This is a genomic window from Streptomyces finlayi (assembly GCF_014216315.1).
GTDB lineage: Bacteria > Actinomycetota > Actinomycetes > Streptomycetales > Streptomycetaceae > Streptomyces > Streptomyces finlayi_A.
Genome location: NZ_CP045702.1, coordinates 4,693,026 through 4,706,023, shown reverse-complemented (window position 1 = coordinate 4,706,023; position 12,998 = coordinate 4,693,026). Strand labels below are relative to the sequence as shown.

Annotated in this window: 8 protein-coding genes and 1 pseudogene; 3 read left to right on the top strand and 6 right to left on the bottom strand. The window is 71.0% G+C overall.

Annotated features, from left to right (window positions below; all coding sequences use genetic code 11):
* Nucleotides 1–87: 87 nt before the first annotated feature.
* Nucleotides 88–348: pseudogene (locus F0344_RS36000) on the bottom strand (N-6 DNA methylase); the annotation flags it as partial.
* 41 nt (nt 349–389) lie between these two features.
* On the opposite strand from F0344_RS36000, the gene F0344_RS21755 reads away from it, so the two are divergent.
* Complete coding sequence (locus F0344_RS21755; protein WP_185300398.1) at nt 390–1,061, top strand: hypothetical protein; 672 nt, start codon at nt 390–392, stop codon at nt 1,059–1,061.
* A gap of 238 nt (nt 1,062–1,299) precedes the next feature.
* Here the strand turns inward: F0344_RS21755 and F0344_RS21750 are convergent, their stop codons facing one another.
* The gene (locus tag F0344_RS21750) at nt 1,300–2,082 is read right to left on the bottom strand and encodes an HNH endonuclease family protein (RefSeq protein WP_185300397.1); all 783 of its coding nucleotides are present in this window, start codon (nt 2,080–2,082) and stop codon (nt 1,300–1,302) included.
* Nucleotides 2,083–2,223: 141 nt separating this feature from the next.
* The gene (locus tag F0344_RS21745) at nt 2,224–3,090 is read right to left on the bottom strand and encodes an SCO6745 family protein (protein ID WP_185300396.1); all 867 of its coding nucleotides are present in this window, start codon (nt 3,088–3,090) and stop codon (nt 2,224–2,226) included.
* A gap of 116 nt (nt 3,091–3,206) precedes the next feature.
* On the opposite strand from F0344_RS21745, the gene F0344_RS21740 reads away from it, so the two are divergent.
* Nucleotides 3,207–3,782 (top strand): TetR/AcrR family transcriptional regulator, encoded by a 576-nt coding sequence (locus F0344_RS21740; RefSeq protein ID WP_185300395.1) that lies wholly within the window; start codon nt 3,207–3,209, stop codon nt 3,780–3,782.
* Here F0344_RS21740 and mfd read toward each other — a convergent pair.
* The 3 genes from mfd to F0344_RS21725 all read right to left on the bottom strand — a co-directional run bounded on the left by mfd (nt 3,763) and on the right by F0344_RS21725 (nt 11,031).
* Nucleotides 3,763–7,290, bottom strand: coding sequence for a transcription-repair coupling factor (gene mfd, locus F0344_RS21735; protein WP_185300394.1), 3,528 nt, complete (start codon nt 7,288–7,290; stop codon nt 3,763–3,765). The genes F0344_RS21740 and mfd overlap by 20 nt on opposite strands.
* Before the next feature lie 370 nt (nt 7,291–7,660).
* Nucleotides 7,661–10,246 carry an ABC transporter permease gene (locus F0344_RS21730; RefSeq protein ID WP_185300393.1) on the bottom strand — a complete coding sequence of 862 codons (2,586 nt, stop codon included), beginning with the start codon at nt 10,244–10,246 and terminating at the stop codon, nt 7,661–7,663.
* The gene (locus tag F0344_RS21725; RefSeq protein ID WP_185300392.1) at nt 10,243–11,031 is read right to left on the bottom strand and encodes an ABC transporter ATP-binding protein; all 789 of its coding nucleotides are present in this window, start codon (nt 11,029–11,031) and stop codon (nt 10,243–10,245) included. The genes F0344_RS21730 and F0344_RS21725 overlap by 4 nt, the downstream gene beginning before the upstream one ends.
* 350 nt (nt 11,032–11,381) lie before the next feature.
* Here F0344_RS21725 and F0344_RS21720 point away from each other — a divergent pair, with 350 nt between their 5' ends.
* Nucleotides 11,382–12,989 carry an MFS transporter gene (locus F0344_RS21720; RefSeq protein WP_258050039.1) on the top strand — a complete coding sequence of 536 codons (1,608 nt, stop codon included), beginning with the start codon at nt 11,382–11,384 and terminating at the stop codon, nt 12,987–12,989.
* The last annotated feature ends 9 nt before the right edge of the window (nt 12,990–12,998 follow it).

Genomic DNA, 12,998 nt, shown 5'->3' with positions numbered 1-12,998 from the left:
GGAAGGCGTATGTCGGACGTGTGCAGTGAGCGTATACACCGACACGGACACCCGGTCCCGGGTTGTGCACAACCGTTGTGGTTCACGTCACTTCGGGGCGACCGTGCCGTCCGTCAGCCCGTCGTACATGCCCTGTACCAGGAGCCCGCCGAGCCGCCCCGCCGTCCGCAGCGCCTCCTCGAACGCGGCGAGCTGCCGGAACCGCTCCCCGTACCGCCGCTGTTCGGACAGCGGCAGCCGTGGCAGCTGGAGCCGCCGGGCGTCGAGCCGGGTGGCGGTGGAGGCGTAGCTGCTGGCCTGCCGGTTGTTGGCGGTGCCACGCAGGAAGCCGGCGAGGAACCAGGGGTCCCGTAGCCCGCACCGCCGCAGCCGCTCTCTGCACCGTCGCGATGCTCGGCCTCACCGCCTGCGACGCGTTCCTCGAAGGCTCCGGGCCGCAGAGCCCGTTCGCCGGCCTCACGGCTCCGGAGGTCACCGACAAGGCGATCGCCGCGACCCGGGCCGCCACGTCCGTACGACTGGCCGTGACGACGGAGTCGGCGGACGGCTCGGTCCAGGTGTTCGTCGCGGCCGGGGCGCGCGGCGCCTGCACGGGGACGTTCTCCATGGGGTCGGCGGGGACCATGGAACCGATCCGGGCCGACGGCGCGGTCTACACCAAGTCCGACGAGGCGATGCTGCGGGCGGCCTCGGCGGACAGCCCCGGCGACGCCGCCGACGACGCCGAGGTCAAGAAGCTCACGGGTCGCTGGGTGAAGGCACGCCCCGACGACCGGCGCACGGCGGAGAGCCTGCGCTACTGCGACCCGCAGCGCCTGCTCGACCGCCTGGCGGCGACGAGCGGCTCCGCGCACATGGGGGCGCGGGTGTCTGCCGGTGGCAGGCCGACGCTCACTCTGACCGGCACTCCCGCCGGGGGCTCCTGGACGGCGAGCGTCGCCGCGGAGGGCACGCCCTACGTCCTGAAGATGCGCGTCACCGACCGGGGACGCCCACCGCTGACCGTGGAGTTCTCCGCATTCGGCGAGCCCGTCCCGGCGAAGCGACCCGCCGCCCTCTGATCCTGCCCGTCCCCCGTCCCCGTCGCTCGTCCCTCGTGCCCAACGGTGTACGAGGGGCGAGCGATCGGCGTACTCCTTCACACCCGGTGGCGCACCCACACGTTCGGCTCCGTGTAGACCACACGCCAGTGAGCGAGCGCCGGCCGTCCACCGGACCATTCCGGCCCTGCCCCGGCCCCCACGCGCCGTCGGTGGACTGTTCGTCCTGGCCGCGCGCGAGCGGGACCGGTACGAGGCGTCAGCCGCCGCACTGGGCGAGCATCATGTCCTTGTCCGCCGCCGTCACCGGCATCTCGTACTTCCGCGCCACCTGCGCGAACCGCACCACGTACGCACAGCGAACGCGCTTGTTCGGGGGGAGCCAGGACGCCGGGCCGGAGTCGCCCTTGGAGGAGTTGGCGCGCCCCTCGACGGGAAGCAGATTGAGTACGTCGTTGGCCAGCCGCTCGCGCTTGCTCTCCGACCAGCGCGCGGCGCCCATCTGCCAGCTGTAGGACAGCGGGACCACGTGGTCGATCTGCACCTCGGTGGCCTTCGCCTTCTTCCAGGCGATGTCCTTGCCGGTGTACGGGTCGTCCAGGTCCATCGCGACGACGACGCAGTCGGAACCCGAACGGAACTGCACGTGCCGGCCATGGAGCTTCAGCAAGTCGTTCCTCGTGTCACAGCCGTTCCTCGCCAGCGGTACCCCGTCCGCCGTGTCCATCCACGCATAGCCGAACTCCTCCCGCTCGTAGCCGGTGCGCGGTCCGCGCCCCTTGGTGGCCACGTTCCCGATGAGTTCGCGGGCAGCGGCCCGGTCGCCCTCGGAGGCGAGCGGGGCGAGCCCCGGCTTCGTACCGTCCTGGTTGGCCAGGGGGCTGGCTCCGGCGCCCCCGCCCTGCTGCCCGCCGCCACTCGCCGCACTGCTCGCACCCGCGCTCCCGCCCTCCGCCGTCAGGGGGTCGCAGCCGGTAAGGGACAGCACGACCGCCGCGCTCACGGCGGGCAGCACCACTCGGAAAACACGGGGAGATATCACTCGGAGCCATCCTGACGGGGAGAAAGCCGAACGCGGGAATCCTACGGAGGTCTTCCCCGTCAGGGACCGTTCACGGCAGGTGTCCCGCCCCGTTGGGTCCGGGATCACATCTCACGCACGTCTTCCGCGGCCCCCGGAGGCTCACGCCTTGCCGATACCGAGCGTGGTCTCGGACGGCAGCAGCCCGGCTCCGAGCACCGCCACCCACAGCGGTCCCAGCAACTCCACCAGTCGCAGCCGGCCGTCCTCGCCGAGGGCCGCCCACGGTCCCGCGGCCTCCTGGTCGGTGCGCAGCTCCACCTCGGCGCGCAGCACCCGGCCCGCCTCCGTGGCCAGGCCGTCCGACCGCAACAGCCCGCGCTCCCCCAGCCGCTGGCGCGCGGCCGTCCACGCGTCCGCGCTCCACCCCCGGCTCTCGAACACCTCGGGGCGCGCCGCGCCGATCCCCGCGAAGGAGACCAGCGACTCGACCGGGTCGAGGTCCGCGGCAGCAAGCGCGGCGACGTGACCGTCGCCCCGGTGCTCGCGCAGGACGGTCGCGGCCTGCCAGAGCACCAGGTGCGGGGCGTCGGGCCAGGGCAGTGCGGCGTTCGCCGCGGCGAGCGGCCGGCCCGTCACGTCCGCCGCCTCGGCCGCGCGGCGGACCAGCGTGGCGATCTCGGCGAGCTCCGGACCGTCGGTCCACTCCGCGAGCAGCCCCCTGTACGTACGGTCGACCGCCCTCGTCCGGGCCGCGAGCACCGCTTCCGGTGTGGCGACGGACCAGACGGCCGGGACGTACTCCCGGACCATCGCCGGGCTGAAGCTGTGGAAGGTGTCGACGACCTGCGCCTCCCCCGCCTCCCCGAGCGGTGCGGCACGCCAGGCGAAGTAGCCGGGCCAGCGCTCGTCGACGGCGTACCCGAGCGCCGCAGCCTCCTCGCGGGCCTCGGGCGCGTAGTAGAGGACGGCGTGCAGGGGCTCCAGAAGGTGCCACATCTGACGCACACGACCCAACTCTCCGGACATACCTCCGCCTTCCCGGGCGACCAAGGAATCTTGCCAGTGACTAGATTCCTTCCTGCCTCCACAGTGAACCCTGCCTCCCAACTTGTCAATGACTAGATTCCGCGTACTGTGCTGCCATGAGCAGCGAGCGCACCTACCACCACGGCGACTTGCGGCGTGCCGTCCTGACCGCCGCCCTGGACGTCGTCGCGACGGACGGCCCCGACGCCCTGAGCCTGCGCGACCTGGCCCGCCGGGCGGGCGTCTCGCACGCCGCACCGGCTCATCACTTCAAGGACAGGACCGGCCTGCTCACCGCGATCGCCGCCGAGGGCTACACCCTGTTCGCGGACGCGCTGGACGAGGCGCCGACCCTGAACGAACGGGGCGTGCGGTACCTGCGGTTCGCAAGGGAACACCCCGCCCACTTCCAGGTGATGTTCCGCCCGGAACTCCACCGCCCCGACGACCCGGACCTGCTCACGGCGAAGGCCCGCGCCGTCGACTCCCTGCGCGCGGGCGTCAGCGCTCTCCCCACCGAGGGCCGGACCGACGCGGGCATCGCCGCCTGGTCCCTGGCCCACGGCTTCGCCACCCTGCTCCTCAGCGGCAACCTGACCGGCCCCCTGGACGGCCGCGACCCCGAGGAGACCTTCCGCTCACTCGCGGGGCTGCTCTTCGCCGACGGCGCCACTACCCCAGGATCGTCGTAAGGAACTCCCCGGTCCACGCCAGGAGTTCGCGGCCGACCACCGGCTTGCCGCCGATGCGTCCCGCCGTGGGGCGGGGGACCAGGATCTGGTGGGCGGTCGGCTTGATGACCGTCTTCGGGTGGAGGCGCTTCAGGCGCAGTTCCTGGGACTCGCGCAGTTCCACCGGGGCGAAGCGGATGTTCGGGCCCTGGAGGACGATCTCGCCGACCCCGCAGGCACGGGCCAGCATGCGCAGGCCGGCGACCAGGAGGAGGTTCTCGACCGGTTCGGGGAGCTTGCCGTAGCGGTCGGTGAGTTCCTCGCGTACCGCCCTGATGTCGTCCTCCGTGTTGGCGGAGGCGATCGAGCGGTACGCCTGGAGGCGGAGCCGCTCGCCGGGGGCGTAGTCGTGCGGCACGTGGGCGTCGACCGGGAGCTCGATCTTGACCTCCAGCGGGGGCTCCTCCTCGACGCTGCCGTCGACCGCGGCCCGGTAGTCGGCCACCGCCTCGCCGACCATGCGGATGTAGAGGTCGAAGCCGACACCCGCGATGTGCCCGGACTGCTCGCCGCCGAGCAGGTTTCCGGCGCCGCGGATCTCCAGGTCCTTCATGGCCACGTACATGCCCGCGCCCATCTCCGTGTGCTGGGCGATGGTCGCCAGACGCTCGTGGGCGGTCTCGGTGAGCGGCTTCTCCGGCGGGTACAGGAAGTAGGAGTAGCCCCGGTCCCGGCCACGGCCGACGCGCCCGCGCAGCTGGTGCAGCTGCGAGAGGCCGAAGTTGTCACCGCGCTCCACGATCAGGGTGTTGGCGTTGGAGATGTCGATGCCGGACTCGACGATCGTCGTGGAGACGAGGACGTCGAACTTCTTCTCCCAGAAGTCCACGACGACCTGCTCCAGCGCGCTCTCGCCCATCTGCCCGTGCGCCGTGGCGATACGGGCCTCCGGCACGATCTCGCGGAGCCGGGCAGCCGCGCGGTCGATCGACTCCACCCGGTTGTGGATGTAGAAGACCTGGCCCTCCCGCAGCAGTTCACGGCGGACGGCGGCGCCGATCTGCTTCTCGTCGTACGGCCCGACGAAGGTGAGGACGGGGTGGCGCTCCTCCGGCGGTGTCGTGATCGTCGACATCTCGCGGATGCCGGTGACGGCCATTTCGAGCGTACGGGGGATGGGCGTCGCGGACATGGTCAGCACGTCGACGTTGGCACGGAGCTTCTTCAGCTGCTCCTTGTGCTCGACGCCGAAGCGCTGCTCCTCGTCCACGATGACCAGGCCGAGGTCCTTGAACTTCGTCTCGGCGGAGAAGAGGCGATGCGTGCCGATGACGAGGTCGACCGAACCGTCCTTCAGGCCCTCCAGGGTGGACTTCGATTCCGTGTCGGACTGGAACCGGCTCAACGCCCGTACGTTGACGGGAAACTGGGCGTACCGCTCGGTGAACGTACCGAAGTGCTGCTGGACGAGGAGCGTGGTGGGCACGAGGACGGCGACCTGCTTGCCGTCCTGGACCGCCTTGAACGCCGCGCGCACGGCGATCTCCGTCTTGCCGTAACCGACGTCACCGCAGACCAGCCGGTCCATGGGGACCGTCTTCTCCATGTCCTCCTTGACCTCGGCGATCGTGGACAGCTGATCGGGCGTCTCCACGTACGGGAAGGCGTCCTCCAGCTCACGCTGCCACGGGGTGTCCGGGCCGAAGGCGTGGCCGGGGGCCGCCATCCGCGCCGAGTAGAGCTTGATCAGGTCGGCGGCGATCTCCTTGACCGCCTTCTTCGCGCGCTGTTTGGTCTTGGTCCAGTCGGCGCCGCCGAGCCGGTGCAGGGTGGGGGCCTCGCCGCCCACGTACTTGGTGACCTGCTCCAGCTGGTCGGTGGGGATGTACAGGCGGTCGCCCGGCTGGCCGCGCTTGGCGGGGGCGTACTCGACGAGGAGGTACTCACGTGTGGCGTTCTGCACCGTGCGCTGCACCATCTCGACGTAGCGGCCCACACCGTGCTGCTCGTGAACGATGTAGTCGCCCGCCTCCAGCGTCAGCGGGTCGATGGTCTTGCGGCGGCGGGCCGGCATCCGGCCGAGGTCCTTGGTGGCCGTGCGCTGGCCGGTCAGGTCGGTCTCGGTCAGCACGGCGAGCTTGAGCGCCGGGTCGACGAAGCCCTGGTCGATGGCGCCGCACGACACATGGACCAGGGACGGCGAGATCTCGGCGAGGTCCTGGTCCAGGCGGGCGGGGATGCCCTCGCCGCCCAGGACCTCGACGGTACGGGAGGCCGGGCCCTGCCCCTCGGTGACGTACACCGTGCGCCAGCCCTCCGCGAGCCAGCCCTTGGTGTCGGCGAGCGCGCGGGCGGTGTCGCCCCGGTACGCCTCGGGGGCGTGCATCCGGAGCTTGAGGGTGTCCTCGTCCAGCTCGTCGTCGGCGGCGAACGGGGAGACCGACCACCACATCATGTTCAGCTCCCGGGCCCGGTCGCGGACGTCCGCGATGCCCCGGAGCGAGGCCGCGCCGACATCGATCGGGGCCTCGCCGCCGCCCGCCGTGGCCGCCCAGGACGCCTGGAGGAACTCCTGGCTCGTGGCCACCAGGTCGCTCGCCCGCGTCCGCACCCGCTCCGGGTCGCAGACCACCGCCATCGAGTCCTTCGGCAGGACGTCGATCAGCAGCTCCATGTCGTCGACCAGCACCGGGGCCAGGGACTCCATGCCCTCGACGGCGATCCCCTCGGCGATCTTGTTCAGCAGCTCGCCCAGTTCCGGATGGGCCTCGGCGAGGGCGGCGGCCCGGCCGCGGACCTGGTCAGTGAGGAGCAGCTCACGGCAGGGCGGCGCCCACAGACCGTGCGCGGCGATCTCCAGCGACCGCTGGTCGGCGATCTTGAAGTAGCGGATCTCCTCGACGTCGTCGCCCCAGAACTCCACCCGCAGGGGGTGCTCCTCGGTCGGCGGGAAAACGTCCAGGATTCCACCGCGTACCGCGAACTCGCCACGCTTCTCGACCAGTTCGACCCGGGAGTACGCGGCGGCCGCGAGCGCCTCGACGACCTCACCCAGATCGGCGGTGCGACCGCTGCTCAGTGCCACGGGCTCCAGGTCGCCGAGCCCCTTGACCTGCGGCTGGAGCACCGAACGCACGGGCGCGACGATCACGCTGACCGGGCCGGTCTCCGGGTCGTCCTGCCGGGGGTGCGCCAGCCTGCGCAGTACGGCGAGGCGGCGGCCGACGGTGTCCGAGCGCGGCGAGAGCCGCTCGTGGGGCAGGGTCTCCCAGGACGGGTACTCCGCGACCGTGTCCGGCGGCAGCAGCGTGCGCAGCGCCGCCGCGAGGTCCTCGGCCTCGCGGCCGGTCGCGGTGACGGCCAGCACGGTGCGGCCCGTCTCACGGGCCAGCGCGGCCACGGCGAACGGCCGGGCGGCCGGCGGGCCCACCAGGTCGACGTGCATCCGGTGGCCGTCGGCGGCGGCCTTCACCGCTTCGGCGAGCGCCGGGTCACGTACGACGACATCCAGCAGACCGTGCAGGCTCATGAAGGGCTTCCGTCCGGGGTACGGGGGTGTACTGACAGCCGGCTGCTGCCAGGGGCGACGCGCCGCCCCGGGCAGGGGACAACGCGAAGGGCCCGACACGTAGGACGGGCCGGGGTCCCAGACTACGACTCCCCTACGACAGGCGCGCCCGCAACCGCCTCATGCCCGGGCCGCCGGCCGCCGACGGTGAGCCGATTGCCGGGGGCCGGGCGCCGGGCCCCCGGCCGTGCACCTCCCGGCCCCCGGCCGCGTACCCCCAGGTCTCCCCGGCCGCGTACCCCCGGCTCGCGAGGCGGACACGACGGAGCCGGCCCCGGGACGTTTGGAGGAACGTCCCGGGGCCGGCTCCGTCATCCTATGACGGTCACCGTCACCCGTCGGTGGCGATCGCGTTGAGGACGTTCATCCGGCCCGCCCGGAAAGCGGGAACCAGTGCGGCGAACAGTCCGACGAAGGCCGAGGCGACGAAGACCGTGAGGATCGTCGGCCACGGGATCTCCAGGACGTTGAGGCCCTCCAGAGCCAGCAGCTTCTGGGCCGAGGTGCCCCAGCCCATGCCCAGGCCGAGGCCGAGCAGTGCGCCGAAGAGGGCGATGACCACCGACTCCAGCCGGATCATCCTGCGCAGCTGCCGGCGCGAGAGGCCGATGGCCCGCATCAGGCCGATCTCGCGGGTCCGCTCGACCACCGACAGGGCGAGCGTGTTCACCACACCGAGCACCGCGACGATGATCGCCAGGGCCAGCAGGCCGTACACGATGTTGAGCAGCTGGCCGATCTGGTCCTTCAGGTCCTGCTTGAAGTCCGCCTGGTTCTGCACCTTGTAGGTCGGATACTCGGCGAGCGAGGACTTGAGGGCGGCGTACGCCTCGTCCGCCTTGCCGTCCTCCGCCTTGGCGAACATGATCATGTTCTGCGGCATCTTGTCCGCGGGGACGTACTTCTCGGCGGTCCTGGTGTGGGTGTACATCGCCCCCTTGTCGACGTTGGTCTCGTCCGAGGTGATCGCGGCGACCTTCAGCTTCGCCGTCTCACCGCCCTTGAACGCGACCGTCATCTCGTCGCCGACCTTGATCTTGTGGCGGGTGGCGTAGTCGTCACCGACCGACATGGCGTCCTCGCCGTAGGCGTCGGCCAGATCGCCGGACACGGTCTCGCGCCGCAGATCGTCCTTGTACGTCGGGTCGGCCGCGACGACTCCCTCGTCCTCCTTGGAACCGTCGGGGGCGGTCAGTGTCGCGCTGACGACCTTGTAGTTCGTGATGTGTTCGATACCGGGCGCCGTCTCCAGGGCCTTCGCGGCCTGCGGGACGATCAGCTGGCCCGGATTGGAGGACTGGACGATGAAGTCCGCGCCCACCGACTTGTCGAGCTCGGTGGTGGCCGAGGCGACCATGGACGAGCCGACGACCGAGAGGCAGGCCACCAGGGCCAGGCCGATCATCAGGGCGGCGCCGGTAGCGCCGGTACGCCGCGGGTTGCGCAGCGCGTTGCGCTCCGCGAGCCGGCCGACCGGGCCGAACATCCGCAGCACGACCACGCTGAGCGCCCGCACCACGATCCCGGCGAGCAGCGGGCCGATCACGATGAAGCCGATGAGGGTCAGGACCACGCCGAGGCCCAGGAACAGCGAGCCCTCGGTGGCCTTGTCGGCCTGCGTGGTCGCCCACAGGGCCGCCGCACCGGAACCGGTGAGGACCAGACCGATACCGGCCCTGATCCAGCTGGACTTGGCGTCCGCCGGGGTTCCGGCATCGCGCAGGGCCGCCATCGGGGAGACCTTGCCGGCCCGGCGGGCCGGAACGTAGGCGGCGAGGACGGTGACGACGACGCCGAGCACGAGCCCGATCGCCGGGGTCGTCCAGGCGATGGTGAGGTCCTTGGTGGACAGCTCCATGCCCATGGCGCCCATGAGCTTCATCAGGCCGATGGCGAGCCCGATTCCCGCGCCGACCCCGAGGAGGGAACCGACGATCCCGAGGAGTACCGCTTCGACGAGCACCGACCGGTTGACCTGCTTGCGGCTGGAGCCGATGGCCCGCATCAGGCCGATCTCGCGGGTCCGCTGGGCGACCAGCATCGAGAAGGTGTTGACGATCAGGAAGATGCCGACGAGGAAGGCGATCCCGGCGAAGCCGAGCATCGCGTACTTCATCACGTCGAGGAAGGAGCCCATGGAGTCCTTGTTGGCCGCCGCGGCCTCGTCCTGGGTCTGGATCTTGAAAGCCTCCGCGCCGCCGAGCGCGGCGGCGACGTTCTTCTTCAACTGCGTGTCGGCCACGCCGGTTTCGGCGGCGACGGAGATGTGGGTGAAGACATCGGGCGCGCCCAGCAGCTTCTGCTGGGCGGTGGCCGTGTCGTAGAAGACGACGGCCGCGCCCGGGTTGGTCACGGTGAAGGCGGCGATGCCGCTGATCTTCGCCTTGATGTCACCGGTGACGGCGATGGTGCGCAGCTCGTCGCCGATCTTCAGGCCGTGCTTGTCGGCGGTGTCCGCGTCGACCATCACCTCGGTGGGGCCGCGCGGTGCGTGGCCGGAGGCGATCTCCATCGAACGCAGGTCGTTGCGCGTCCAGTTGCCGGCGATCGTGGGGGCACCCGTCTCGGAGCCCATGTTCTTGTTGTCGCCGTCGACGACCGTGACGGACAAGCTGGAGACGCCACCCTCGGCCTGCTCCACCCCGTCGGCCTTCTGGACCCGGTCGACGACGGAGGCGGGCAGCGAATCCGGCTTGCCGTTCTCCGGCATCTCGTCGGCTTCACCGGCCTTCTTCGGGCTGACGGTGACGTCGGCCGACGAGGCGGCGAAGAGCTTGTCGAAAGTGGTGTTCATGGTGTCGGTGAAGACGAGCGTGCCGCACACGAACGCCACCGACAGGAGGACGGCGACGGCGGAGAGCGCCATGCGTCCCTTGTGCGCGAGGAAGTTGCGCATCGAGGTCTTGAGGACAGTCACGACGTACGCCCCCGTGCGTCGAAGTGCTTCATGCGGTCGAGGACCTGGTCGGCGGTCGGGTTCAGCATCTCGTCGACGATGGAACCGTCCGCGAGATACAGCACCCGGTCCGCGTAGGAGGCCGCCACCGGGTCGTGGGTGACCATGACGATGGTCTGGCCCAGGTCGTCGACGGACCTGCGCAGGAAGGACAGCACCTCGGCGCCGGCCCGTGAGTCCAGGTTTCCGGTGGGCTCGTCACCGAAGATGATGTCCGGCTGCGAGGCGAGGGCGCGGGCCACCGCGACGCGCTGCTGCTGACCGCCGGAGAGCTCGGTCGGCCGGTGCTTCAGCCGGTCGGCGAGGCCGACCGTCTCGACGACCTGGCGCAGCCAGGCGGCGTCGGGCTTACGGCCCGCGATGTCCATGGGCAGCGTGATGTTCTCCAGCGCGTTGAGCGTCGGGAGCAGGTTGAACGCCTGGAAGATGAAGCCGATCCGGTCCCGGCGGAGCTGGGTGAGCTTCTTGTCCTTGAGCTTCGTGATCTCGGTTTCGTCGAGGTAGATCTCGCCCGAGGTCACCGTGTCGAGGCCCGCGAGGCAGTGCATCAGGGTGGACTTGCCCGAACCGGACGGCCCCATGATCGCCGTGAACTGCCCGCGAGCGATGTCGACATCGACATGGTCGAGCGCGACGACCCGGGTCTCCCCGGCCCCGTACGCCTTGACGACCTGCCGCGCTCGCGCAGCGACGGCCGTACGCCCTCCAGTGCCCCCGTGCCTGGGAATGGTCACAGCCGTTGTCACGGTAACTCTCCTATGTCAGTGGATGAACTGGACGTCTTCGTGTACGTCCTGAGTCTTGTCGCAGGAGAGGGCTCTGCGCGCTGGTGCCCAGCGCAGTCTTCGGGTGGGGTTTACCCCACCCCACCCTCGGCGGTCAGCCACCCTTGCGGTGTATGACCACGATAAGGAACGGGCCCCCGCCGCCACGTCCTCCGGCGGGAGGAACGACCCCTGGCCACAAGTACGGAGCTACCCCTAAGGGTTTCCGCCCCGGGGATGAGCCCTGGGTAGGGCTCACCGAACCCCTCCCCCCGCGCGGAGGCGGATGAGACAGTGTCCCGGGAAATACATGCATAGGGAAAGGAAAATCTGTGACCGGCACGGGAGGCGGGGGCGCCGGCACAGGCGTCGGTACGGACAAGGGCGGCCCGCAGAGCCCCCGCCCGGAGACCTCGGGCGCGGGAGCCTTCACACCACGGGGCCGGCGGCCCGTCGTCGCCGCGCTCATGCTCGGCATGGCGCTCGCCGCCATCGACGGGACGATCGTCTCGACCGCCGTTCCCCAGATCGTCGGCGATCTCGGCGGGTTCGCCGTGTTCTCCTGGCTGTTCTCCGGCTATCTGCTGGCCGTGACCGTCACACTCCCCGTCTACGGGAAGCTCTCCGACACCTTCGGCCGCAAGCCGGTCCTGGTCGCCGGCATCATTGTGTTCCTGGTCGGCTCGGTGCTGTGCGCGCTGGCCTGGAACATGGCGGCCCTGATCGCCTTCCGCGTCATCCAGGGCCTCGGCGGCGGCGCGCTCCAGGGCACCGTCCAGACCGTCGCGGCCGACCTCTACCCGCTCAGGGAACGCCCCAGGATCCAGGCCAGGCTGTCGACCGTGTGGGCCACGTCCGCGGTCGCGGGGCCGGCGGTCGGCGGGCTGCTCGCGGCGTACGCGGACTGGCGCTGGATCTTCCTGATCAACCTGCCGGTCGGCGCGGTCGCGCTCTGGCTCGTGGTGCGCCACTTCCACGAACCGGCCCGCCCCCGCACCGGTGCCCGGCTCCGTATCGACTGGGCGGGCGCCCTCGCCGTCTTCGCGACCGGGGTCCTCATGCTGACCGCTCTCGTCCAGGGCGGCGTGGCCTGGCCCTGGCTCTCCGCACCCTCGCTCGGGCTGCTGGCCGCGAGCGCCGCCCTCGCCGCGCTGACCGTCGTCATCGAGCGGCGTGCCGCCGACCCGATCATTCCGGGCTGGGTCTGGAAGCGGCGCACCATCGCCTCCGTGAACCTGGCGCTCGGCGCGATGGGACTGCTGATGGTGGCGCCCACCGTGTTCCTGCCCACGTACGCGCAGTCGGTGCTGGGCCTCGGCCCGATCGCCGCCGGCTTCGTGCTCTCCGTCATGACGCTGAGCTGGCCGGTCTCGGCGGCCCTCTCCAACCGGGTCTACAACCGCATCGGCTTCCGCCTCACCGCCGTCATCGGCATGAGTGCCACGCTGCTGATCCTGCTCGCCTTCCCCCTGCTGCCGTACCCCGGTTCGGCCTGGCAGCCCGCCCTGATCATGCTGCTGCTCGGCGCGGCGCTCGGCCTGTTCCAGCTCCCGCTGATCGTCGGGGTCCAGTCCACGGTCGGCTGGTCCGAGCGCGGTACGACGACGGCCTCCGTACTGTTCTGCCGCCAGGTCGGCCAGAGTCTGGGCGCCGCGCTCTTCGGCGCGGTCGCCAACGGGGTGCTCGCCTCCCGGCTGGCCGACGCCCCGGTGCCCGGGCTGCCCGGTGACCTGGACGCGGTCGCGCACGCCCTGGACGACCCCGGGTCGCTCTCCGCCGCCGCAACGGACCATCTGCGACGGGCCGTCGACGCCGCCGTCGACTACGTCTATCTCGGCGCCGCGGGAGCCGCGGCACTCGCCCTGCTCGTGCTCGTCTTCATGGCTCCGCGCCGCTTCCCGGTCCTGGAGGAAGGCTCCGAGAGCCCGGACAGGACCTAGAAGATTGCT

Bases quoted from the DNA above. Each gene is read 5' to 3' on its own strand.
- F0344_RS21755 (WP_185300398.1), top strand. From the start codon at position 390: ATGCTCGGCCTCACCGCCTGCGACGCGTTCCTCGAAGGCTCCGGGCCG.
- F0344_RS21745 (WP_185300396.1), bottom strand. From the start codon at position 3,090: ATGTCCGGAGAGTTGGGTCGTGTGCGTCAGATGTGGCACCTTCTGGAG.
- F0344_RS21740 (WP_185300395.1), top strand. From the start codon at position 3,207: ATGAGCAGCGAGCGCACCTACCACCACGGCGACTTGCGGCGTGCCGTC.
- mfd (WP_185300394.1), bottom strand. From the start codon at position 7,290: ATGAGCCTGCACGGTCTGCTGGATGTCGTCGTACGTGACCCGGCGCTC.